The organism is Streptomyces sp. NPDC000878, from assembly GCF_053599695.1.
In genome coordinates this window covers 1-23527 of record NZ_JBSFMT010000052.1, presented here as the reverse complement: position 1 = coordinate 23527, position 23527 = coordinate 1, and the positions used below count along the sequence as shown (strand labels likewise).

The following is a 23527-nucleotide window of genomic DNA, read 5'->3' as shown; positions in this document are numbered from 1 at the left end:
CCATTCTCTAATAGGGAGCGGAAGGTTCTCACGGGGGCCGTCAGGGCGTCAACGGTCCTTCCGCAGCTTCGAGAAGTCCCAGCTCACCACCTTCTCCGCAGCCACCCGCAGCCATGCGTGCCGCCCGTCGTACGGGAAGTCCTTGCCGCCCGCGTACTTGTCCGCGAACAGTCGTTCCGGCTCCCGGAGTTCATCCACGGGTGCCCCCTTCCGCGGCGTCTCGCCGACCATTTGAACGCTGCCCTTCAGCTCCACGCCCCGCAGCTGCATGAAGTCGGCGCCTCCGTCGTCGACGATCACGCTGAGCCTCGGGTCGCGGTCGAGGTCGGTCCAACGCTGGCTGCGGACCAGCGAGTTCAACCACAGGGCCGTCCCGTCCCACACGAACCACAGGGCACTGGCATGGGGGTGTCCGCCCGCCCCGACCGTCGCCACCCGGCACACGGGCTGGGCGCGCAGAAACGCGTCCCGTTCCGACTCCGTCATGGCGATGGCGGTTCCCCTGCGCTGTCCGGTCATCGTTTCTCCCAGCATTGTCCGAATGGTTGATTCTCTCTAAGTGAGAAGCTAGTTTCCAGCTTTAGAGAGGGGGACACTCAGTCGGCCTACCCCGACATCGAGTGACGGCGCGTCATGGACCAGTTCCTCACCTTCGGCATCGTCGGTCTGAGCACCGCCGCGATCTACGCGGTCATCGGCAGCGGTCTCGTGCTCACCTACACCACCACCGGCGTCTTCAACTTCGCCCATGGCGCCGCGGGCATGCTCTCGGCGTTCACCTACTGGCAGCTCACCGTCGGCTGGGGCTGGCCGGTTCCGCTCGCACTGGTTGTCGTCCTGCTTCTGCTCGCCCCGGCGTTCGGTCTCCTTGTCGAACGCTTCATCTTGCGGCCCGTCCAGGCGCTGGGGGAAGCGGAACGACTGGTGATGACCGTCGCACTATTGAGTGGCCTCATTGGTGTAGCGCGCTGGATCTGGGACCCGAACGTGGCCCGGCCCCTGCCGGCCTTCTTCGACGACCGGGCCCCCTTCCATATCGGCCCGGCCGCCGTCACCTGGCACCAGGCCATCACCATGGGCGTGGCCCTCGTGGTCGCCGCCGGACTGCGGATTCTGCTCTACCGCACCCGCGCCGGTGCCGAGATGCGTGCCACCGTCGACGACCGCGCGCTCGTCGGGCTCACGGGCGCAGATCCCGTACGGGCCAACAAGGCCGCCTGGATTCTGGGCACTCAACTCGCCGCGCTCGGAGGCATCCTGATCGCGCCGACCGTCACTCTGGACGCCGCTCAGCTCTCCCTCCTGATCGTCAGCGCCTACACCGCAGCCGTCTTCGGCCGGCTGCGCAGCGTGCCGCTCACCTTCATCGGCGCTGTCGTCATCGGCTGCACGGAGAGCTATCTCACCGGCTATCTGCCGCAGAACGACTACCTGCCCGGACTGCGCCTCGCCGCCCCCGCCCTGCTCCTGTTCATCGCCCTGCTGGTGTTCCCGCACCGGCGGCTGCGCGGACGCGACCGACGGCTGGCCCCGGTCCCGGTGCCGACGGCACGCGGCACACTGGTGTTCGCCGCCGCCACCATCGCCTTCGGCGTCGTCCTGGCGTCGATGCTCGGCGAGGCCGACCTCATCACGTACGGGCCGATCTTCTCGCTCGGCGTGGTGGCACTCTCGTACGTCCCGCTTGCCGGTTACGCGGGCCAGATCTCCCTGTGCCAGCTGAGCATGGCCGGGATCGGCGCGGTCGTGTGGGCGCACTTCGGCGTGCACGGCCAGTTGTGGGCGCTCGGCCTCGCGGTGCTGGTCGCGGCGGTGGCCGGGGCGCTGATCGCGCTGCCCGCGTTGCGGCTGTCCGGTGTGTATCTGGCGTTGGGGACCGCCGCGTTCGCCGTCGTACTCGACCGCTGGATCTTCACCCTCCCCGCCTTCCATGTCTTCGGCGTCGAGGTCGTGCTGTTCGACCAGGGCTCGGTGGAAGTGACCGGACCCTCGCTGTTCGGGCTACGGCTGGACAGCGGGGAGGAGTTGATGGTGCTCGCCGCGGTCTGTCTCGCCCTCGCCTCGATCGGCGTGGCGGCGCTGCGCCGGGGCCGGTTCGGGCGGCGGCTGATCGCCCTGCGCGACAGCGAGGCCGCGTACGCCACCCTCGGGGGCAACCTCCTCATCGCCAAGGTGCTGGTGTTCTCGCTGGCCTCGGGCATCGCGGGCCTCGGCGGCGCGCTCTACGGAATGCAGCAACGGGCCATCACCCCCGACCAGTTCAACCTCGTCGCCGGGCTGCCGATCTTCCTGGTCGCGGTGATCGGCGGCCTCGGCGCGGTCGGCAACGGCCTGTTCACCGGTACGGCACTCATCGGGCCGACCAACGCCCTGGTCGCCGTCGCGCCTTCGCTGCAGAACCCGGTCGCCCTGCTGCCGGCCCTCGCGGGCATGGGCCTCGGCAAGAACCCCGACGGCATCGCGGCCCACTTCCGGAGCCAGTGGGAGCCGCTCGGCCGCGACCGCGTCGCCCTCACCGCGCTCGTCGCCTGGCTGGCAACGGCCTGGCTGCTGCGCCTCGGTGACGTCATCAACGGCTGGACCTTCCTCGGCGGAGCCCTCGTCGTGGCGGTGGCACTACGGACATGGGCGAGCGTCCGGCAGGCCCCGGTGGCCGAGCCGGAGATTCCGGTCGAGTGGTGGGGCGTACGGCGTGACTGGCGCCCGGAGGACGGGGAGGTGCTGGCCCGTGGCGTCGCTGCGAGTTAGTGGAGTGACGGTCGCCTTCGGCGGGAACCGGGCCCTGGACGGGGTCGGCATGACCGCCGAGCCCGGCCGGATCACCGGGCTCATCGGGCCCAACGGGGCAGGAAAAAGCACCCTGTTCGACGTCGCGTCCGGGCTGCGCAGACCGTCGTCGGGGCGGGTCTTCCTCGACGACCGGGACGTCACCCGGATGCGGCCCTCAGCCCGCGCCCACTGCGGACTCGCCCGTACCTTCCAGCGGCTTGAGCTGTTCGGCCGGCTCAGCGTCCACGACAACCTGCTCGTCGCCGCCGAACTCGGCCCCGAACGGCCGCGCGCACTCGCCGTGGTCAAGGAGATCCTCGACCGCCTCGGTCTTGCGGGCATCGCCGACACCGCCCCCGACACCCTCCCCACCGGCGTCGGCCGCCTCGTCGAGGTCGGCCGGGCGCTCGCCCTGCGCCCCAAGGTGCTCCTCCTCGACGAACCGGCCGCCGGACAGGACGCCGAGGAGACCGAACGCTTCGCCGCCCTCCTGCGCTCCCTCGCCGACGACGGCACCGCCGTCGTCCTCGTCGAACACGACATGAGCCTCGTCATGAGCGTGTGCGACGACGTGTACGTCCTCGACCTCGGGAAGGTCATCGCCGTCGGCCCGCCCGAGGTGATCCGCAACGACGAGACGGTCCTTGCCGCCTACCTGGGGGACGCGTGAACGCGCTACTCGAACTGCGCGGCATCCGCGCCGCCCACGAACGGATCACCGTCCTGCACGGAGTCGATCTGAGCGTCGCCGCCGGCGAGGTGGTGGCGCTGCTCGGCCCCAACGGCGCAGGAAAGACGACCACGTTGAGGATCGCGGCGGGCGTCCACCCGGCCGAGTCCGGCCAACTCCTGCTCGGCGGACGGGACATGACGGGGGCAGACCCGCGCGACCTGGCCCGCGCCGGAGTCTGCCTGATCCCCGAGGGGCGCGGGGTGTTCCCCAACCTCTCGGTGCGCGACAACCTCATGATGATGACGTACACCGGCCGCACCCGCGCCGAGATCGAGGAGATCGCGTACACCCGCTTCCCCGCTCTCGCCCGGCGCGCCTCCCAGCCGGCCGGCACCATGTCCGGCGGCGAACAGCAGATGCTCGCCCTCGCACGAGGCCTCGCCACCGACCCGGCCGTCCTCCTCCTCGACGAACTCTCCATGGGACTCGCCCCGTTGGTGGTCGCCCGCCTCTACGAACAGGTCGCCGAGATCGCCCGGCAGGGCGTGGCCGTCCTGGTCGTCGAGCAGTTCGCCGCCGCCGTACTCGACATCGCCGACCGCGCCGCCGTACTCGTCCGCGGCAAGGTCCAACGACAGGGCCACCCCGACGACGGGTTGCGCGCCGAACTGTCCGCCCTCTACCTCGGGAGTTCCGCATGACATCCACCGAGCCACGTGCGGACCGCTTCGTCCGCGAACTGACAGAACTGAAGATCCCCGACCCCGCCGCCGCCCGCTCCACCCTCTGGCTGCGCCTCGGCGGCACCCTGATGGCCCTCGGTGTGATCCTCGGCGCCTCCGGCTACCTGGTCACCCACAACACCCTCGACCCCCTCGTCCAGAACGACGGCCTCGCTCTCGGCATAGCCGGAATCGCCGCCGGAGTGGTCGGCTCGGCGCTCTTCCTGCGCTACTCACTCACCGGGTTCCTGCGGTTCTGGATGGCCCGCCAGTCGTACGACGTCAGCCTCCTCGCAGAGCGACTGCGCGACCCGGAGCGGCTCCACGACCCGGAGTGACCCCGCGCCCATCCCCACGCCCCGACCACCTGCTCGAAAGGGACCTCGGCCATGACCACTCCGGCAACGACACTGCGCCCCGGCGACCAGCTCGCCAGCACCGCCTGCGGCACCCGCGTGGTCGTGATCCGGGCCCCCGCCGACGCCCAGCCCCAACTCACCTGCGCGGGCGCGCCCATGGCGCCGGCCGCCTCCGCACCGCAGGTCAAGGACCCCGGCTCGGGAACGGTCATCGGCAAGCGGTACGTGGACGCCACGGGCACTCTCGAACTCCTCTGCACCGCCTCCGGAGCGGGCGAACTGGCCTGCGACGGCACCCCGATGACCATCAAGGCGGCCAAGCCGCTGCCCGCGTCCGACTGAACCGACCTGAACCCGATGGGAGTTGCCATGCCGCAGGACGACCAGGACGACCATGACGACTTGGTCCTCACCGAACGGGTGGGCAACGTCCTCGTGGCCACGATGAACCGGCCCGAGGCACGAAACGCCCTGAACCCAGAGCTTCTTCACGATCTGTCCGCAGTCCTGAAGGAGGCGGACGCCGACCCGGCGGTGCGGGCGATCGTCCTCACGGGGGCGGGCCCGGTCTTCTGCGCCGGCATGGACCTGAAGGCGTTCGCACGAGGCGCCCGCTTCGACGGCCTGAGCTGGTTCTACCGAGACGGCGTGGCCACCCCGGTGATCGCGGCCCTCAACGGATCGGCGGTGGCCGGCGGCTTCGAACTGGCCCTGGCCTGCGACCTGGTGGTCGCCGCCGACACCGCGTCCCTCGGCATCGCCGAGGTCAAACGCGGCCTCTTCGCGGCAGGCGGCGCCACCACCCTCGCCGACCGCATCCCCCTAGCCGTCGCCCTGGAGATGGGCCTCACCGGCGAGCTGGTCACGGCGGCCAGGGCCCGGGAGATCGGCCTGGTGAACCGCGTCGTCCCGGCCGACACCGTCCGCACGGAGGCACTGGCCCTCGCCGAACGGATCGCGGAGAACGGCCCGTTGGGCGTCACCATGACCAAGAAACTGATGCGAGAACGCCGTTGGGCCGAACCGGCCGAGATCGAGTCGGTGTTCCGCAGCGCGGACGCGACAGAGGGGGCAAGGGCGTTCGCGGAACGAAGGGCACCGGTATGGACGGGTGAGTGAAGGCGCCCCGATAGGGGCGCGGGGAACTGCGCGACCAGCCACAGTGGGCCCGCAGCCTCAATACAACCCTCCCCCGGAGCGCTACTCACCCTCAACGACTTCGTCGACCAACCCCCACCGAAGCGCCTCCCCAACACTCAACCCCACCCCCGACAACGCCAAATACGCCGTACGCTCCCGCCCAACCCGCAGCGGCAGACTCGCCGTACCCCCCGCCCCCGGAATCAGCCCCATCCCCACCTCGGGCAACCGAATCACCGTGTCCGGCGTAGCCACCACCCGCCCCGCGAACGCCGTCAACTCGATCCCCGCCCCAACACACGCCCCATGCAAATGCGCGATCACGCGCTCCCCGCACCGCTGAAGCAGCGCCGCCGGACTCCGCTGCACGCGCACCAGATGCGCCTGCGCGGGATCCCTGGCCGTGCCGAACTCGCTGAGGTCCCCGCCGGCGCAGAAGGCCGGCCCGTTGCCGTACAGGTCGACCCGGGTGATCGACGGGTCGAGAACAGCGACCTCCAGCGCCTCGCACAAGGCGTCCCGCGTACCCGCGTCCATCGCGTTGCGGGCCTGCGGCCGGTCGAGGGTGATGGCGAGCCGGTCACCGTCCCGGCTCAGCCGTACCGGCGCGGGGGAGGGACGCGGCGTACGAGCGGGCGCCGAGTCCAGCCAGGCGCGAAAGACGGCCGACCCCTGGAGCGTCGAGTAGGCGAGCGACTCGGCCACGAGACGGTCGGCCGGTGCCAGCGCCGGCCCCATCCGCAGCACCTGCATCAGGGCGACGGAGGCGGCGGGACGCTCCGCGACGATCTCCGCCAGCCGCCGGGCCGTGGCGTACGGGTCGGCGCAACTCACCCAGGGGCGCGGCGGATCAGGGTCGGCGCTGAGGAGGACGTCGAAGTCACCGTCGGCCTCAACAGGCTTCTCCGCGACTCCCACGAGGACCCGCCCGCTCACTCCCGCCGTACCCAGGCCGAGGCCGGAATGCGGTGCACGGTCGAGGTCGACGAGGACGAAGGGGGAGTCCAAGGTCACGGGCGGAGTGTAATTTGGGGCCACCTCGGAAGAGAAGGGCGTTTGACCATTGGAGAATGACGCTCTCGCCGCGCGGGTGGGGCCGTGGATGGAGTCGGTCGAGCCGTATCTGCCTCCGCTGGCCTCGCTCGCGAAGGAGTTCACCGCTCTCACGGGCGTGCCCGTCGACCTGCCCACGGCCCTGTTCCTCCGCGCCCAGCTGATGGGCCACGCCCTCCCGGGCCGGACCTCGGCCGGCGGCTCCTGCCACCTCCTCGAAGCCGCCGACGGCTGGACCGCCGTGAACCTCGCCCGCCCCGACGACCTGGCAGCCGTACCGGCTCTCGTCGCACTCCTGTCCGGATCGGAAGGCGAACTGCTCCCCGAGGCGGCCAAACGGTCGACGGCCGCCGAAGTGGCGGCGAGAGCACAACTCCTCGGGATCGCGGCGGCCGAGCACGCCTCCGCGAGCGGGCCGCCCCCCGTACGGGCCGAGCGCCTCGGCGAGCGTCACGTACGCGATCCACGCACCCTCCGTATCGTCGACCTGTCCGCCCTCTGGGCCGGCCCCCTCTGCGCACGCCTCCTCGGCCTGGCGGGCGCCCAGGTGGTGAAGGTGGAGAGCACGACCCGGCCGGACGGCGCCCGCGCCGGATCCCCCGCCTTCTACCGCTGGCTGCACGACGGCCACGACAGCCTCGTGCTGGACTTCGCCTCCGGCGCGCTCGCCGAGGTGGTCGCCGGGGCCGATGTCGTCATCGAGGCGTCCCGGGCACGGGCGCTGCGCAGGCTCGGGGTCCACGCGGAGGAGTTCCTCGCCGCCCGTCCGGGCCGGGTCTGGGTCAGCATCACCGGGTACGGCAGGGACGACGACCGCATCGCGTTCGGCGACGACGCCGCCGTCGCGGGCGGCCTCACCGGCCTGGACGCACACGGCGACCCCGTCTTCCTGGGCGACGCGCTCGCCGACCCGGTCACCGGCATCTACGCCGCCCACGCCACGGCCCACTCCCTCGCCACCGGAGGCGGGGAGCTGCTGAGCCTCTCCATGTCGGCCTGCGCCGCCTCCCTGGTTCCGCCGCCGTGCTGATCAGAAACGTGGAAGTCCAGGGCGCGGGCCGGACGGACGTACGCATCCGGGGCGGGCGCATCACGGAGATCGGACAGCGGCTGGACGGAAGAGACGAGCCCGACGACCTCGACGGACACGGCGGCGCCCTGCTGCCCGGCCTCCACGACCACCACGTACACCTCGCGGCGCTGGCCGCCGACGCCGCGTCCGTCCGGGTCGGCCCGGCGGACGTCACCGGCCGGGACGGACTCGCCGCCGCGCTGCGCGGCGGGGCGCCCACGGGCTGGGTACGGGCCGTCGGCTACCACGAGAGCGTCGCGGGCGAACTCGACCGACGGGTCCTCGACACCCTCGCACCGGACCGCCCGGTCCGCGTCCAGCACCGGACCGGCGCGCTGTGGGTGTGGAACAGTGCCGCGCTACGGGCGGCGGGACTGGAAACGGAAGCGGAGAAGGAGGCGAGCGACGGGCGGTTCTGGCGGGAGGACGAACGGCTGCGTGGCTTCGTACCGCCGGTGCGGCTGGACCTGGAGGGCGTGGGGCGCAGGGCGGCGGCGCTCGGCGTCACGGGGTTCACCAACGCCGATCCGCATCCGGCGGACGGCCTCCTCGACCTGCTGTCGGTGCTGCCGCAACGGCTGCTCGTCATGACCGTCGACGCGCCCGTGAAGCTGCTGCTCGACGACGCCACCCTGCCCACCCCAGCCGAACTCGCCGCCAGGATCGCCTCGTTGAGACCACGCCCGGTCGCCGTCCACTGCGTGACCCGGGTGCAGTTGCTGGTGACCCTCCTCGCCCTGGACGAGGCCGGCCCGGTCGACGGCGACCGCATCGAGCACGCGTCCGTCGTCCCGGCCGAGACGATCCCCTGGATCGAGCACCTCGGCGTGACGGTCGTGACCCAGCCGCACTTCCCCGCCGAACGCGGCCACGCCTACGCCACCGACGTGGACCCCGACGACCGCCCCCACCTCTACCGCTGCCGCTCCCTGGCCGACGCGGGCATCCCCCTCGCGGCCGGCACCGATGCCCCGTACGGAACCCACGACCCCTGGGCGGTCATGCGGGCCACCGTCGAACGCTCCGGGGAAGAATCCCTGACCCCGGAAGCGGCACTGAACCTCTTCACCGGGGAGCCCCAACACCCGGCCAGGCTACGGCGATTGACGGCCGGAGCGCCCGCCGACCTGTGCCTGCTCCACGTACCCCTGCGGGAGGCACTGGACGTACTCTCCGCCCAGACCGTACGGGCGGCGTTCGTGGACGGCCGACGTATCACCGCCCCCGGGGAGGGCGAAGCCCGATAGGGGCGCGGGGAACTGCGCGACCAGCCACGACGGCGCCGCAGCGAACTGACAACACCTCGCGGCACTTCCAGCGGACCACTCAGACGCTGTACCCGCCATCCACCCCCAGCGCCTGCCCCGTAATGAACCCCGCCCGCTCCGAGGCGAGGAACGCCACAGCCTCCGCGATATCCGTCGCAGCCCCGAACCGCCGCAGCGGAATATTGCGCCGGGTGATCGCAAGAGCCGCCTCGTCCAGTTCCCCGGTGGCGATCAGACGGGCGGCGATCCCGTCGTTGAGCATCCCGGGCGCAACGCAGTTGACCCGGACCCCGTACCGCCCCTCCTCCGCCGCGAGCGCCCGGGCGACCGCCTCGACGGCCCCTTTGGTGCCCGAGGACAGCCCGTCCCGGACCGGGAAGCGGCGGGTTGCGACCGTCGTCACGGCCACGATGCTGCCCCGGGTCTCCCGCAGTCTCGGCAGCGCGGGATGGACCAGGTTGAAGAACGCCCCCGCGTCCGCGTCGAGTTGGGCACGGTACTCGCTCGGCTTCACCCTGCTGAGATGCCTCATCGGTACGTGTGGACCGGCCGCGTACACGACCGTGTGCAGCCCTCCGAACGCCTCGCCGACCCCGGCCACCGCCTCCGCCGTCGCCAACTCGTCCCCCAAGTCCAGCCGCAGGGACAGGACTTGGCGCCCGTACGCCTTCACCTCACCGGCGATCGCCTCGGCCGCGGTCTCGTTGGCGCGATACGTGAACGCCACGTCACTGCCCCGCTGAGCCAGCATCCGGACGATCTCCGCACCGATGCCCCCGGTACCACCGGCGACGAACGCGGCGCCCGTCCGCCCCTCGAAATCCGCCATCCCGAACTCCGACATCACAGTCCCAACGACTTGGCGATGATGACCTTCATGACCTCGCTCGTCCCGGCGTAGATACGGGTGATGCGGGCGTCCGTGTAGAGCCGGGCGATCGGATACTCCTGCATATAGCCGTATCCGCCGAAGAGTTGAAGGCATCGGTCGACGGCACGGGCCTGCATCTCGGTGCAGAACAGCTTGACCTTGGCCGCGTCCGCGCCGGACAGTTCGTGGTCGACGAGTTCGAGGACCGCCCGGTCCAGCATCATCTGCGCCGCCTCCAACTCGGCGGCCACGGCGGCCAGTTCGAACTTCGTGTTCTGGAAGGCGGCGACCGGCTTCCCGAAGACCTTGCGCTCCTTGACGTACTCGACCGTCGTGTCGAGAGCCGCTCGCGCCTGTGCGACCGAGCCGACCGCCACGGTCATCCGCTCCTGCGGCAGGTTGTGGCCCAGGTAGCCGAAGGCGGCACCCTCCTCGCCGAGCCGGTTGGCGACCGGGACCCGCACGTCGTCGAAAGCCAGCTCGACCGTGTCCTGCACCCTGATGCCCATCTTCTTCAGCACCCGGCCCCGTGTGAACCCCGGCATGCCGTCCTCGACGACCAGCAGGGTCAGCCCGGCGCGCCGGTCGTCGGGATCGGTGGCCGTCCGGGCCACCACGACCACCAGATCGGCGAGCAGCCCGCCCGTGATGAACGTCTTCGCCCCGTTGAGGACGTACGAGTCGCCGTCCCGCACTGCTGTCGTCCGGATGCCCGCGAGGTCGGAGCCCGTACCGGGTTCCGTCATGGCGACGGCCGTGAGCAGCTTGCCCGCGGCGAGGCCGGGGAACCAGCGGGCGCGCTGCTCCTGGTCGGCGTAGGCGAGGAAGTAGGGGAGCACGACGTCGAGTTGGGTGCGTACCGTGCCCAGGGTGACCAGCGTGCGGGCCGCCTCCTCCTGGAGGACCACGTTGTAGCGGTAGTCGTCCAGGCCCGCCCCGCCGTACTCCTCGGGCACGGACATACCCAAGAGGCCCAGCGAGCCGAGCTGTTCGAAGAGTTCGCGGGGCAGCCGCCCGGCCTCCTCCCAGTCGGCGTAGTACGGGACCACCTCGTTCGCCACGAAGTCCCGGACGAGCCCGCGGAACGCCTCGTGGTCGGGCGTGAAGATCTCTCGGCGCACAACTGCTCCCGTCCGTTCCCGTCAGGAGGCGAGTTCGACGAGGGTTGCGTTCGCTGTGCCGCCGCCCTCGCACATGGTCTGCAGGCCGTAGCGCAGGCCGCGCTCCCGCATGTGGTGGATCATGCGGGTCATCAGGACCGCCCCGGACGCCCCGAGCGGATGCCCGAGGGCGATGGCCCCGCCCAGCGGATTGAGCAGCGCCGGATCGGCGCCCGTCTCGGCGAGCCAGGCCAGCGGTACGGGCGCGAAGGCCTCGTTCACCTCGAACACACCGACCTCGGACAGACCGACGCCCGCCTTCCGCAGTACCCGCTCGGTCGCGGGGATCGGCCCGGTCAGCATGAGCACCGGGTCGGATCCGACGACCGCACCCGCGCGGTACCGGACGAGCGGTGCCAGGCCCAGCTCGCGCGCCTTCTCGGGCGTCGTCACCAGGAGCGCTGCGGCGCCGTCGGAGATTTGGGAGGCGTTGCCCGCGTGGATCACACCGTCGTCCTGGAAGGCGCGCTTGAGCCGCGCGAGGCTCGCGACGCTGGTCCCGCGCCGTACGCCCTCATCGGCGCCCACGGTCTCCGGGCCGACGGACACCGGCACGATCTGCTCCGCGAACACCCCGGAGTCCAGGGCCGCCGCGGCCCGCTCGTGCGAGAGCGCGGCGAACTCGTCGAGCCGCGTCCGCGTGAACCCCCACTTCGCGGCGATCCGCTCGGCGGACACCCCCTGGTCGAACGAGAAGTCGTCGTACCGCGTGAGGACTTGGGGCCCGTACGGCATTCCGGACGCCCGCGCCGAGCCCAGCGGAACCCGGCTCATCACCTCGACCCCGCCCGCCACCACGACGTCCTGCTGCCCAGACATCACGGCCTGCGCGGCGAAGTCCAGCGCCTGCTGACTCGACCCGCAGGCCCGGTTGACCGTCGTCCCCGGAATGCTCTCGGGCCAGCCCGCCGCAAGCACCGAGTACCGGCCGATGTTGCTCGACTGGTCGCCGACCTGCGACACACACCCCCAGACGACATCGTCGACAACGCCGGGATCGATGCCCGTCCGCTCGACGAGCGCGCCCAGCACGACAGCGGACAGGTCGGCCGGGTGGACGCCCGCGAGGCCGCCCCCGCGCTTCCCCACAGGCGTGCGCACCGCCGCCACGATCACCGCTTCCCGCACTACGGCCTCCTGACCGAAGGGGCGCCTGGCGCCACCGAGTTGATCGCATCCGGGCCGCTCCCCGGCACCGCCCACCGCCCGTCGAAGAGCGGCTCGCGCTTCTCCGTGAACGCCGAGAACGCCTCCGACACATCGCCCGTGGCGAAGTTGACCCCCTGGGCGCGCGCCTCGTTCGCGAGCGCGTCCCGCAGCGTCCGGTCGGCACCCTCGTTCAGCAGCGCCTTGGTCTGCGCGAGTGCGACAGGCGCACCTGCCACCAGCCGCGCCCCGAGACCGTCGACAAAGGCATCCACCTCGTCCGCCGCCACCACCCACGTCACCAGCCCGAGTGCCCGCGCCTCCTCGGCGCCGATCGTCTCGGCGAGCAGCGCGAGCCGCTTGGCCTGCTGCAACCCGATCAGCTTCGGCAGCAACCAGGAACCCCCGAGGTCCAGGGAGAGCCCGCGCCGCGCGAAGATCTGCGAGAACCGTGCCTCCGGCGTGGCCACGACCAGATCGCACCCGAGCGCGAGATTCCACCCCGCGCCGACCGCGACTCCGGTCACCTTGGCGACGGTCGGTACCGGCAACTCGTGCAGCAGTAGCGCGACTTCGCTCAATGTCCGCATCCGGTACATGGGGTGGACGCTGCTGAGCCCGCCCGAGATGTCGGCGCCGGAGCAGAACGAGCCCCCGGCCCCTGTGACCACCAGCGCCCGCACAGCACGATCACGCCCGGCGTCCGCCAACGCGTCCCGAAGCGCGTCCCACAACTCCGCGTCGATGGCGTTCTTCCGGTGCGGCCGGTTCAGCGTCAGCGTCCGTACGCCGTCCCGGTCGTCGCAGAGCAGCACGGGCTCCCCGCCGCTCACGGAGTCTCGCCCCCGAGAACTTCCCCGCCCACGTCCTCGCCCTGGTCGTCGATGCCCAACTCGGCGAGTACGGCGGCCGTGTGCTGCCCCAGCGCCGGAATCGCGCCCATCGGCGGCTCGTAGCCTGAGATCACCGGCGGCGGAAGCAAGGCAGAGATGGGCCCGTACGGTGTCTCGACCTCCCGCCACCGGTCCCGTGCCTTGAGATGCGGATGCGCGACCACTTCGCTCGGCTTGTTGAACCGGGAGTTGCCGATCCCGGCCGCGTCCGCGCTGCTCTGCACATACGCCAGATCATGGCGGGCACACCAGGCGCTGATCTCGGCGTCCAGGACGGCACGGTGGGCGACCCGGCCGGGCGTGGTGGCGAACCGTTCGTCGTCCGCCAGGTCGGTCCGTCCCAGCAACTCCCGTGCGAACCGCTGCCATTCACGGTCGTTGGTCGTCCCGAGGACGACGGTGTGACCGTCGGCCGTGGCATACGCGCCGTACGGCGCCACCGCCGGCGAACCCATCCCCATGGGCTGCTGATCGACCCCCGAGTGCTGGGTGTACGTGAGCGGGTAGCCCATCAGCTCCGTCATGGTGTCGAACAGGGACACCGCGACCGAGGCCGGACCGGTGCGCCGCCCGCGCCCGCGGTCGTACAGCAACGCCATGATGGACAGGGCCGCGTACAGCCCGCTGCCCACGTCAGCCATCGGCGGCCCGGGCTTGGCCGGCGCCCCGGCCAGACCGGTCACCGCGCACGCGCCCGCCTCGGCCTGGACCAGGAGGTCGTACGCCCGCTTGTGGGAGAGGGGGCCGCCGGGACCGTACCCGTCGATCTCGACGGCGATCAGCTCCGGGTGCCGTACGGCCAAGTCGGCCGGGGAGATGCCCAGTTTCGCCGTGGTGCCGGGGGTGAGGTTGGAGACGAGAACGTCGGCGCGGTCGAGCAGCCGGTGCAACACCGCCATTCCCGCTGGTGACTTGAGATCCAGGGTCACCGATTCCTTGCCCCGGTTGATCCACACGAAGTGCGCCGCGAGACCGTTCACCACATCGTCGTAGTGCCGGGCGAAGTCGCCGCCCTTCGGGTTCTCCACCTTGATGACCCGGGCGCCGAAGTCGCCGAGCGTACGGGTGCAGATGGGGGCGGAGACGGCCTGCTCCAACGTCACCACGGTGATGCCGGCGAGTGGCCCGACCGTCCCGGCCGCGCCCGCTGCTTCGTCGTCCATGTCAGGCCTTCGCTTCGAAGCGGGCGCGCAACTCGTCCTTGAGGACCTTCTGGCTCGCGTTGCGCGGGAGCTGGTCGCTGAAGCGGACATGGCGCGGCACCTTGAAGTTGGCCATGTGCTCGCGCGCCCACTCGACGACGTCCTTCTCGCTGACCTCGTACCCCTGTCTCGGCACGACGAAGGCACAGCCGACCTCGCCGAGCCGCTCGTCGGGCACCCCGATCACCGCGACCTGCCCGATGGGCTCGTATGCGAGCAACAGCTTCTCGATCTCGGCCGGATAGGCGTTGAATCCGCCGACGATGTACATGTCTTTCTTCCGGTCGACGATCGACAGATTCCCGGACGCGTCGAGCCGCCCTATGTCCCCGGTGTGCAGCCAGCCTTCACCGTCGATCGTGGCGGCGGTCGCCTCGGGGTCGTCCCAATAGCCTCGGGTGACGTTGTATCCCCGTACGAGAATTTCCCCGTCCTGTTCCGCCGGGAGTGCCCGTCCCTCCTCGTCGACGATCCGCACCTCGACGTCCGGTATGACACGTCCGGTCGTGCGGGCCACCGTCTCCTCGGAATCCCCGATGCGTGTGGTCGTCACCAGTGCGGACGACTCGGTCAGCCCGTATGCACTCATCACGATGTCGAAGGACAACTCCGACTTCATGGCACGGATCAGCGACTCCGGAATGGTGGTGCCACCCGTCATGGAAACGCGGAGCGAGGAAAGGTCGTGTGCGGAGCGGTCGGGGTGGTTGACGAGGTCGTGGAAGATCGTCGGCGGGCCGAGGATAATACTCACTCTTTCCCTGCCGATGATCTCCAGTGCCTGACCGGGGTGGAACACGGCCATCGGAATGACTGTCACCCCGTGCATCAGGGAGGCCAGCCAACCCGCCTTGTAGCCGAAGCAGTGGAAGAAGGGCGGGATGACGAGAAAACTGTCGCCGCGCCGGAACGTGTACTCCTCGGACATCCACCCGTAGGCCCGCAGCGACTGGCCGTGGGTGAGGATGACGCCCTTGGGATGGCCCGTCGTGCCGGACGTGAACATCACGTCGGAGATGTCGTCCGGGACGAGCCGCCCGATCGGCTCCTCGGCCGCGGAAGAGGCGACCGTCTGACCGGCCCGCAGGAATTCCGCCCAGGACAGATCCGCGGCGCCCTGCGGACCGCGAATCGACACCGTCCTGCGCAGGGCCGGAAGATCGGGGTCGTGTTTCAGCAGCTCGGCGATGTAGTCGGTGTCGAGGAAGGCGGACGCGAAAACCGCCTTCGCTCCCGACTTGCGCAGAATGTAGGAGATCTCGCCTGCCTTGAATCGGGTGTTGAGCGGCACGACGACACCTCCAGCTCCCTGAATACCGAGCGCGGCGAAGATCCATTCCGCGGAATTGGGCGCACAGAGCCCTACCCGGTCACCCTTCTCGACACCCAGCGCGATCGTCGCCCGCACCGCCTGCACCATCCGCTGTTCCAGCTCACGGAAACTCCATCGGCGATCCCCGTCGATCAGCGCGATGTCGTCTCCGAAGCGCTTGGCGGCCACTCTGACGACATGGGGAATGGTCAGGAATTCTTCGTCGTATCGCAATCGCATCGAGAAGGCTCCAGGGGCTCCAGGGCTCAGGACTGGCCGGACGAAGAAAGACGCAGGACCCGTTTCGCGATGATGTTCCGCTGGATCTGGGAGGTGCCGCCGTACACCGACGCGGCCCTGGAATAGAGGTACTCGCCGAAGATCTCGCCGCCGTCCTCGGCCAGCTCCTCCGGGAACACCTTGAGTGCCGTCTCGTACAGACGCTGTTCGGCCCTCGTCATGAGGAGCTTGTCGATGGACGACTCGGGGCCGGTGACCTGCCCGCTCAGACGTTCGGCGGTCCGGCGCCGGGCATGCGCCACCAGGACCTCGTAGTCCACGTAGCACTGCCCGATCTCGGAACGCAGCCCGTCCGGAAGCGTGCCGGCCCGCTCCTGCGCGGTGGACCGCAGACGTTCCACGAGCAGGCCGTACTTCGACAGATGGCCGGTGTCCAGGGCATTGCGCTCGTACGACACCGTCGTCATCGCCAGCGGCCAGCCGTCACCCTCGGCCCCGACCCGCTCGGAGTCCTCGATGCGCACGCCGTCCAGGAACAGCTCGCAGAACTCGTCGTCCCCGTTGGCCGCCCGCAGCGGCCGTACGGTCACACCCGCGCGGTCCAGCGGGAGCGCGAACGCCGTGATCGACCGGTGCGGCGAGCCCGCGCGGTCCGTACGGGCCAGGAGCAGGCACAGGTCGGAGTACTGGGCGTAACTGGTCCAGAGCTTCTGACCCCGGACGATGTAGTGATCGCCCCGGCGTTCCGCGAAGGTGCTCATTCCGGCGAGGTCCGAGCCCGCGCCCGGCTCGCTGAACCCCTGACACCAGACTTCGTCGCCCGCCAGCATCCTGGGCAGCATGCGCAGTTGCTGCTCCTCGGAGGCGAACTCCAGTAGCGCATGGGCGAGATAGCCGATCCGGGGAACACCAGGGGCCCGGCATGCCCCCAACTCGTCGCTGATCGCCACCTGGTGAAGGGCTGTCAGACCGCGACCGCCGTACCGCTCGGGCACATCGAGTCCGACCCAGCCGCCGGAGTGCAGCAGTCGGTGCCAGCGGTGCAGGAAGACGGGGACCGGTTCGTCCAAGTGCCGTTCGGGGAGCGGGTGTTCGGCCAGCCAGGCACGGAACTCCGTCCGGAGCCGGTTCAGGTCGGCCGGGTCCCCGAAGTCCAGCGGGGTGTCGCTCATCGTGCCGCCTCCGGTTCCGCCGCCGGCTCCGGTTCGGCCAGCACCGTCAGCAGATCGGCGGTCGTGGCCAGCACCGTCGCGCCCACGCGGACCTTGCGCAGATACAGGTGCGCGATGTGCTCCCACGTCTGCGCGATCCCGCCGAACACCTGCATACCGGCGTACACCGCCTCCAGCGCCGACCCGTTGACCTCGGCCTTTGCGACCTGCGCGGCGGTCAGCGCCCGCTCAGGCGGCTCGTGGTCGAGACACCAGGCGGCATACCGGGTCGCGCTCGCACAGGCCTCCACGAGCACGGTCGCGTCCGCGAGCAGATGCTGCACCGCCTGGAACGACCCGATGGGCCGCCCGTACTGGCTGCGCTCCCGCGCGTACGCCACGCTCTGCCCGACGAACGACCGTGCCGCGCCCACGAGTTCGGACGCCACGACGATCAGCGCGTACGCCTGCCAGTGCCGGTGTCCGGCCGGGTCGAGCCGTCCGACCACGTGCTGCGCGGGCCCCGCCGTACGGATCGCCCGCAGCAGGTCCACGCTCGGTGCCGCCGGGCCCAGGCCGGCCGCGGTCACCGTCCCGTCGGGGTGCACGCACAGCGCCTCGTCCGCGCCCTCGCTGTCCCAGCCGACGAGCGGGGAGGGGCTCGCGGCGGGAAAGCGCAGGTCACGGGCGAGGCCGATCGTCGGGGTCCGGCCCGGCGCCGCGGCTGCCCCCAGCAGGCGGAGGAGCTCCGGGGCGAGCAGGACCGTACCGAGGAGGGAGGTGGGCAACGGCAGGCTGCCGTGTTCCTCGGCGAGCAGCGCGCACTCCTGCACGGTGGCGGCCGGGGGAGTGGACCGGCGTAGTTCGCCGAGGCCCAACCCGGCCAGCGCCTCCTGCGCGGCGGCGCCGGCCGAGGGCTTGACGTCGTCGGCGGAGCCCACGCGGAACCGGGCGGCGAACGACCGGAACAGGTCGCGTACGAGCACGAACTCCTCGGTCTCCACGGGCTGTCACTCCCCGCCCTTGGACCGGCGTTCCGCCCGCGAGGCCAGTTCGTCGATGATGCGGATGTGGTCCGGGCTGGTCATCGTGGACCGCTCGGCCATCAGTGCCGCCTCCATACCGCCCCGGGTCGCCTGTTCCACCACGGCGGCCAGCGCCGCCTTTGTGGCGCGCAGCGCCTCCGGGGGCTGCGCCGCCAGCCGGTGGGCCAGCGCCAGCGCCTCCTGGTGGAGGTCGGCGGACGCCACGACCCGGTTGGCCAGGCCGAGTTGGACCGCTGTCGCGGCGGGAACGCGGTCGCCGGTGAAGAGGTACTCCTTTACCCGGAGCAGGCTCGTGAGCAGCGGCCAGAGGGTCACACCGCCGTCGCCGGCCACCAGGCCCACCGAGATGTGCGGGTCCGCGAGATAGGCGTCGTCGGCCATCAGCACCAGATCGCAGCCCAGCGCCAGGCTGCAACCCAGGCCCACCGCAGGGCCGTTGACCGCCGCGACGACGGGCAGCGGGAAGCGGATCATCTCCGTCTGGATCGTCCGGTCGAGGCGGATCGACCGCTCCCGCAGCTCTGCGTCGGTGTGATGGCGGCGCAGATGGTCGAAGTCGCCGCCCGCGCTGAACGCCCGTCCCGCGCCGGTGAGGACGACGGCCCGTGCCTTGGGATCGTCCGCCAACTCCCGCCAGACCTCGGCGAGTCGGCGGTGCAGCTCCTCGGAGACTCCGTTGAGCCTGTCGGGCCTGTTCAGGGTGACGACCCGGACATCGCCGTCGGCGGTCACGGTCAGGACGGAACCGGCCTCGCCCATGCGCACCCTCTCCCTTGCCACTGGTGCCACTGGTCGGTCGACCTCGGATGCTAGTAAAGGTCAGACCGAAAGTGAAGAGTGTTGTTCACACTGAATGGAAATCCCATTCTCGCATGGGTGGGGCTCGGCCGGGGAGGGGCGAGGCCGCCCGATCCCGTATGAACTGACGTCAGTCGTCGGCCGGTTCGGGCAGTTCCACCCGCTGCCGCTGGTCCACCTCGGCCGCCGCCCGGGCGAACCCGCACACATGCCGGGTCATCCGCCGCATCGCCGCGGGTCCGTCCTGAGACCGGATCGCCTCGGTGATCCGCGCGTGGGCGCGAGCGGTGACCTCGCGGACCTCCGCGTCCAGGAACTGGTCGATGTCCGTGGCGGCGTAGATCGACTGGGAGAGCGCGGTCATGAAACCGATCAGCAGCTCGTTGTCGCCTGCCTTCGCCACGGCCGTGTGCCACCGGACGTTGGCCCGCAGAAACCGCGGGATGTCGTCGTCGGCCGCCACCAACTCGGCGTGGGCCGCGTCGAGTTCCGCGAGGTCGGCCGACGTACGCCGTTTCGCGGCCAGCGCGGCGCACGTCGGCTCGATCGCCTCACGCGTCTCGTGCAGCGCCTCAAGCCGGATCTGCTGGCCCCGGATGACCAGCCGTACGGTGTTCGCCACCGACTCATGGCCCGGCCGGTGCACAAAGGCGCCGCCGCCGCGCCCCGGCCTGATCCGCACCAGGCGTTCGACTTCGAGGATGCGCAGCGCCTCGCGCACCGTCGCCCGGCTCAGTCCCGTCTGGTCGACCAGCTGACGCTCCGGCGGCAGCGCCATGCCCTCGATGAACTCGCCGGACAGGATCCGCTCGCGCACCTCGGCAGCCAGTACGTCCGACGCCTTGGGCACCCTCACCACGTCGAAGCGCGGGTCACTGGCGGAATGTCCGGCGCTCTGCACGGATTCAGGCCTCTCGTCGGTGGCTCTACTTCGGCCGGACCATTCAATACGGACCCGTGCTGCCTGTCACATGACATGTCGGCTGACATGCCGGCCCGCCTGTCACATGACCAGACCCCCGTCCACCGGCAGCACCTGCCCCGTGATGAAGGACGCGGCGTCCGAAGCGAGGAAGACGAAGGCACCCGCGATCTCCTCGGGCGCCGCCCAGCGGCCCAGCGGGATGCGCGCGAGCATCGGGGCCGCGAACTTCTCGTTGGTGCGGATCGTCTCCGTCATCGGCGTCGCGGCGAGCGGCGCCAGCGCGTTCACCAGGATCTGCCGGCGCGCCAGTTCACGCGCCAGCGACTTCGTGAACCCGATGATGCCCGCCTTCGCGGCGGAGTAGTTCACCTGCCCGAGCGTTCCGACGAGACCGGCCGACGACGTGACGTTGATGATCCGCCCCCTGCCGTCCTCCGGGAGGAAGGGCAGCGCCGCCTGGGAGCAGTGGAAGGTCCCCATCAGATGGATGTCGACGATCCGCCGGAATGAGTCCTCCTCCAGCTTGTCGAACATGGCGGGCGCGGTGACTCCCGCGTTGTTGACGACGATGTGCAGTGTCCCGCCCGCCAGTTGGGCCGCCTGAGCCGCCGCCGCATCGGCGGCGACCCGGTCCCGTACGTCGAGAGCGGCACTGTCCGCCTTGAGCCCGGCGGCGCCGATCTTCCCGGCGACGGCGGCAGCAGCGTCCCCGTCGACGTCCGTCACGAGCACGGCGGCACCGGCGCGGGCGAGCGCCTGGGCGACGGCGGTGCCGATACCGCCCGCCGCCCCGGTGACCAGCGCGGAGCGGCCGGTGAGATCGAACAGCCCACTGTTGTCGCTCATGGCTGACTCCCGGTGACTAGTAACTCCTCGGCAGGCCCAGCACATGCGAGCCGAGATAGTTCAGGATCATTTCCTGGCTGATCGGCGCGATCCGCATCAGCCGCGCCTCACGGAAGTAGCGGGCCACGTGGTACTCCTCGGAGTAGCCCATCCCGCCGTGCGTCTGGAGCGCCCGGTCCGCCGCCGTGAACCCGGCGTCCGCGCACAGGTACTTGGCGGTGTTGGCCTCGCGCCCGCACGGGCGGCCGTGGTCGTACAGCCAGGTCGCCTTGCGCAGCACCAGCTCGGCCGCGTCCAGCCGGGCCAGCGAGTCCGCGAGCGGGAACTGCACCCCCTGGTTTATGCCGATGGGCCGGTCGAACACGACCCGCTCCTTCCCGTACTGGACGGCCTTGTCGAGCGCGACCCGCCCGATGCCCAGCGCCTCGGCGGCGATCAGCATCCGCTCCGGGTTGAGTCCGTCCAGGAGATACCGGAACCCCTGGCCCTCCTCGCCGACCCGGTCCTCGACGGGCACCCGCAGATCGTCGATGAACAGCTCGTTCGAGGTGACGGCGTTGCGGCCCATCTTCGGGATCGGGCGGATGTCGACGTGGGCGCGGTCGAGATCGGTGAGGAAGAGGGTCATCCCGTCGGTCTTCTTCGCGACCTCGCCGATCTTCGCCGTGCGCGTGAGCAGCAGGATCTTCTCCGACTCCATCGCCTTGGAGATCCACACCTTGCGGCCGTTCACCACATAGTGGTCGCCGTCCCGGCGTGCGTACGTCGTGATGCTCGTCGTGTCCAGACCGGCACCCGGCTCGGTCACGCCGAAACAGACGTGCAGGTCACCGGTGGCGATACGGGGGAGCGTCCGGCGCTTCAGCTCCTCGGAGCCGTGCACGACGACGGGATGCATCCCGAAGATCGACAGATGGATGGCGCTGGCCGCGTTCATTCCGCCGCCCGACCGCGCGACCTCTTCAAGGAGCAGCGTGGCCTCGGTGATCCCGAGGCCGTGGCCGCCGTACTCCTCGGGGATCGTGAGCCCCAGCCAGCCGCCGCCCGCGACGGCGGCGTAGAACTCGGCCGGGAACTCGTGGTCCCGGTCCTTCTCCATCCAGTACCGGTCGTCGAAGTCGCGCAGAAGTCCGGCGACGGCCTTGCGGATCGTCTCCTGATCCTCGGTCAGCTCGAAGTCCACAGTTCGAACGCCTCCCGCAGCCTCGGTGGCGTCGAAACATACCAAAGGTCAGACCGAAGCGATAGACGGCGGCTGACGGTCGGGTTGCGCGTGTGGCGGGTGTGCTGACTTCGTGCGGGGCTTCGTGATGTCATGCCCCTGTCGACCGAGTCGTCGAGCCTCCGAGTTCACGAAGGGCCTCGTCAATGCCAACCCCCCGCACCGCACTGCTCACCGCAACTGCCGCCCTGGCAGCGGCAGTTGCGGCACCCGCACCGCCCGCCCTGGCCGCTCCCGTTCCGGCCGCCGGCGCCTACTACGTCCAGAGCGCCACCACCGGACTCAACGCCGCCGACGACGCCGGAGCCGTCGAGCAGCACCGGCCCAAGGGCAACGAGGACCGCCAGCAGTGGACGCTGCGCGCGAGCGGAACCTCGTACCTGCTGGAGAGCACGGACACCGCGGGCTCCTGTCTCGGCCGCTCCGGCGACCTGGCCAGGACCGTCGCCTGTACGAGCGCCGACGCGCCCTGGGAGATCACCCCGTCCGGCACCGACCAGTACACCCTCAAGGCCCCGGGAACCACCCGCTACTTGACGGTCGCCGCCAAGCCGTCCGGCGCCAACTACCCCGACCAGCTGGCCATCGGCGGCTCGGGCAGCCTGGCCGCCTGGTACCTCACCCCGGTCACCCCCACCCTCGCCCCGATGCCGTCCGCCGACCAACGGACCCTGGACCAGGTCACGTTCCTCACCGCCCACAACGCCTACGCCAACGGCGTCGACGGCGGCTTCGCTCCGCCCTTCGTCAACCTGGTCCCGAACCAGACGCGCGGTATCAACCAGCAACTCACCGACGGCGTACGGGGGTTCATGCTGGACATCCACCAGACCTCCGACGGCGCGATCCTCTGCCACAACAGCTGCACCCTCGTCGGCAGCCCGGTCGCGCTCTGGGTCGACCTCCAGCGGATGGTCGACTTCCTCAAGCAGAACCCCACCCAGGTCGTCACCGTCTTCCTGGAGGACTACGTCGACCCGGGCGTCCTGCGCAGCGAACTCGCCCGCGTCAGCGGCCTGTCGGACGTCCTCTACCGCCCCGACCAGACCGGCGTACGGCAGAACGGCTGGCCGAAGATGGCGGACCTGATCGCCGCCAACGACCGGCTGCTGATCTTCACCGACCACAGCCGCTCCGCCGACCAGGCCGCGGGCCTCACCCGGGACACCTTCGGTGTGATGTACCAGCGCGAGTGGACCGTGGAGAACTACTGGTCCATGGGCGGCGGCCTCGGCGCCTCCGACTGGTCCTGCTACAGCCGCTGGTACGGCGCCGACTCCAACACCCCGCTCACCCTCACAGGGGGCGCCTTCAAGCCCCTCTTCGTCATGAACCACTTCCGGGACGCGGCGATCACCTCCACGGCGACGACCGACAACACCAAACTCGCCGACCGGGCCCAGCGGTTCTGCCAGCCGGCCGCCCGCAAGAAGCCCAACTTCCTTGCCGTGGACCACTACAACCTGGGCAACCCCACCTCGGCGGTGGCCACGCTGAACACCTACGTGTATCCGTAGTCGTTCGCGGCTGTGGTGGATGCGACCTGTCCGCCTGTGCGAAAGAAGGGTGTTCAGGCGGTCCAGGTCCAGTCGGTGACCTCGGGCAGGTCGGTGCCGTGTGTGCGGATCCAGGCGTGGTGGCGGGTGCGGGCGTCGGCCA

23 protein-coding genes are annotated in these 23527 nt (G+C 70.6%); 9 read left to right on the top strand and 14 right to left on the bottom strand.

The features are described from left to right. Positions 1-48 precede the first annotated feature (48 nt). Positions 49-519, bottom strand: coding sequence for a pyridoxamine 5'-phosphate oxidase family protein (locus tag ACWDR4_RS34270; protein WP_450414189.1), 471 nt, complete (start codon positions 517-519; stop codon positions 49-51). Positions 520-633: 114 nt separating this feature from the next. Here ACWDR4_RS34270 and ACWDR4_RS34265 point away from each other — a divergent pair, with 114 nt between their 5' ends. The 6 genes from ACWDR4_RS34265 to ACWDR4_RS34240 are packed head-to-tail and all read left to right on the top strand — an operon-like array spanning position 634 to position 5642. Beyond that, positions 634-2748: a branched-chain amino acid ABC transporter permease gene (locus ACWDR4_RS34265; RefSeq protein WP_450414187.1), complete on the top strand. Its 2115-nt coding sequence runs from the start codon at positions 634-636 to the stop codon at positions 2746-2748. Next, positions 2729-3439 (top strand): ABC transporter ATP-binding protein, encoded by a 711-nt coding sequence (locus ACWDR4_RS34260; RefSeq protein ID WP_450414186.1) that lies wholly within the window; start codon positions 2729-2731, stop codon positions 3437-3439. Before ACWDR4_RS34265 ends, ACWDR4_RS34260 begins: the two co-directional genes overlap by 20 nt. Then, a complete protein-coding gene (locus ACWDR4_RS34255) occupies positions 3436-4143 on the top strand; it encodes an ABC transporter ATP-binding protein (RefSeq protein WP_450414184.1) in 708 nt (235 codons plus the stop codon). Before ACWDR4_RS34260 ends, ACWDR4_RS34255 begins: the two co-directional genes overlap by 4 nt. Continuing rightward, entirely contained in the window at positions 4140-4502 is a 363-nt protein-coding gene (locus tag ACWDR4_RS34250) for a hypothetical protein (RefSeq protein WP_450414183.1), read from the top strand. Before ACWDR4_RS34255 ends, ACWDR4_RS34250 begins: the two co-directional genes overlap by 4 nt. A gap of 51 nt (positions 4503-4553) precedes the next feature. Further along, a complete protein-coding gene (locus ACWDR4_RS34245; RefSeq protein WP_450414182.1) occupies positions 4554-4865 on the top strand; it encodes a hypothetical protein in 312 nt (103 codons plus the stop codon). A gap of 27 nt (positions 4866-4892) precedes the next feature. Continuing rightward, positions 4893-5642, top strand: a complete 750-nt coding sequence (locus ACWDR4_RS34240) for an enoyl-CoA hydratase-related protein (protein WP_450414180.1) — start codon at positions 4893-4895, stop codon at positions 5640-5642. An 81-nt stretch (positions 5643-5723) separates the two neighbouring features. Here ACWDR4_RS34240 and ACWDR4_RS34235 read toward each other — a convergent pair whose 3' ends face one another. Further along, positions 5724-6677, bottom strand: coding sequence for an enoyl-CoA hydratase/isomerase family protein (locus ACWDR4_RS34235; RefSeq protein WP_450414178.1), 954 nt, complete (start codon positions 6675-6677; stop codon positions 5724-5726). A 49-nt stretch (positions 6678-6726) separates the two neighbouring features. Here ACWDR4_RS34235 and ACWDR4_RS34230 point away from each other — a divergent pair, with 49 nt between their 5' ends. Beyond that, on the top strand, positions 6727-7746 hold the full coding sequence (locus tag ACWDR4_RS34230; RefSeq protein ID WP_450414176.1) for a CoA transferase: 1020 nt from the start codon (positions 6727-6729) through the stop codon (positions 7744-7746). After that, complete coding sequence (locus tag ACWDR4_RS34225) at positions 7740-9035, top strand: amidohydrolase family protein (RefSeq protein ID WP_450414175.1); 1296 nt, start codon at positions 7740-7742, stop codon at positions 9033-9035. The genes ACWDR4_RS34230 and ACWDR4_RS34225 overlap by 7 nt, the downstream gene beginning before the upstream one ends. Before the next feature lie 79 nt (positions 9036-9114). On the opposite strand, the gene ACWDR4_RS34220 is transcribed toward ACWDR4_RS34225, so the two are convergent. From ACWDR4_RS34220 to ACWDR4_RS34165, 12 genes are all read right to left on the bottom strand, one after another. Further along, positions 9115-9885: an SDR family NAD(P)-dependent oxidoreductase gene (locus tag ACWDR4_RS34220; RefSeq protein WP_450414173.1), complete on the bottom strand. Its 771-nt coding sequence runs from the start codon at positions 9883-9885 to the stop codon at positions 9115-9117. Positions 9886-9899: 14 nt separating this feature from the next. Further along, positions 9900-11048: an acyl-CoA dehydrogenase family protein gene (locus tag ACWDR4_RS34215; RefSeq protein ID WP_450414171.1), complete on the bottom strand. Its 1149-nt coding sequence runs from the start codon at positions 11046-11048 to the stop codon at positions 9900-9902. Positions 11049-11069: 21 nt separating this feature from the next. After that, on the bottom strand, positions 11070-12215 hold the full coding sequence (locus tag ACWDR4_RS34210; protein ID WP_450414169.1) for a thiolase family protein: 1146 nt from the start codon (positions 12213-12215) through the stop codon (positions 11070-11072). Continuing rightward, positions 12215-13066, bottom strand: a complete 852-nt coding sequence (locus tag ACWDR4_RS34205) for an enoyl-CoA hydratase/isomerase family protein (protein WP_450414167.1) — start codon at positions 13064-13066, stop codon at positions 12215-12217. Before ACWDR4_RS34205 ends, ACWDR4_RS34210 begins: the two co-directional genes overlap by 1 nt. Continuing rightward, on the bottom strand, positions 13063-14289 hold the full coding sequence (locus ACWDR4_RS34200) for a CaiB/BaiF CoA transferase family protein (protein WP_450414166.1): 1227 nt from the start codon (positions 14287-14289) through the stop codon (positions 13063-13065). Before ACWDR4_RS34200 ends, ACWDR4_RS34205 begins: the two co-directional genes overlap by 4 nt. Before the next feature lies 1 nt (position 14290). Further along, a complete protein-coding gene (locus ACWDR4_RS34195) occupies positions 14291-15874 on the bottom strand; it encodes a FadD3 family acyl-CoA ligase (RefSeq protein ID WP_450414267.1) in 1584 nt (527 codons plus the stop codon). Between the two features lie 32 nt (positions 15875-15906). Beyond that, entirely contained in the window at positions 15907-17052 is a 1146-nt protein-coding gene (locus ACWDR4_RS34190; protein WP_450414165.1) for an acyl-CoA dehydrogenase family protein, read from the bottom strand. Continuing rightward, positions 17049-18035: an acyl-CoA dehydrogenase family protein gene (locus tag ACWDR4_RS34185; RefSeq protein WP_450414164.1), complete on the bottom strand. Its 987-nt coding sequence runs from the start codon at positions 18033-18035 to the stop codon at positions 17049-17051. Before ACWDR4_RS34185 ends, ACWDR4_RS34190 begins: the two co-directional genes overlap by 4 nt. Positions 18036-18041: 6 nt before the next feature. Continuing rightward, positions 18042-18836: an enoyl-CoA hydratase/isomerase family protein gene (locus ACWDR4_RS34180; RefSeq protein ID WP_450414163.1), complete on the bottom strand. Its 795-nt coding sequence runs from the start codon at positions 18834-18836 to the stop codon at positions 18042-18044. 169 nt (positions 18837-19005) lie between these two features. Continuing rightward, on the bottom strand, positions 19006-19776 hold the full coding sequence (locus ACWDR4_RS34175) for a FadR/GntR family transcriptional regulator (RefSeq protein WP_450414161.1): 771 nt from the start codon (positions 19774-19776) through the stop codon (positions 19006-19008). A gap of 102 nt (positions 19777-19878) precedes the next feature. Further along, positions 19879-20646, bottom strand: coding sequence for an SDR family oxidoreductase (locus ACWDR4_RS34170; protein ID WP_450414159.1), 768 nt, complete (start codon positions 20644-20646; stop codon positions 19879-19881). Positions 20647-20662: 16 nt separating this feature from the next. Then, positions 20663-21829: an acyl-CoA dehydrogenase family protein gene (locus ACWDR4_RS34165; protein ID WP_450414157.1), complete on the bottom strand. Its 1167-nt coding sequence runs from the start codon at positions 21827-21829 to the stop codon at positions 20663-20665. A gap of 185 nt (positions 21830-22014) precedes the next feature. Between ACWDR4_RS34165 and ACWDR4_RS34160 the strand changes: the two genes are divergently transcribed. Further along, positions 22015-23385, top strand: a complete 1371-nt coding sequence (locus ACWDR4_RS34160; RefSeq protein ID WP_450414155.1) for a phospholipase — start codon at positions 22015-22017, stop codon at positions 23383-23385. The last annotated feature ends 142 nt before the right edge of the window (positions 23386-23527 follow it).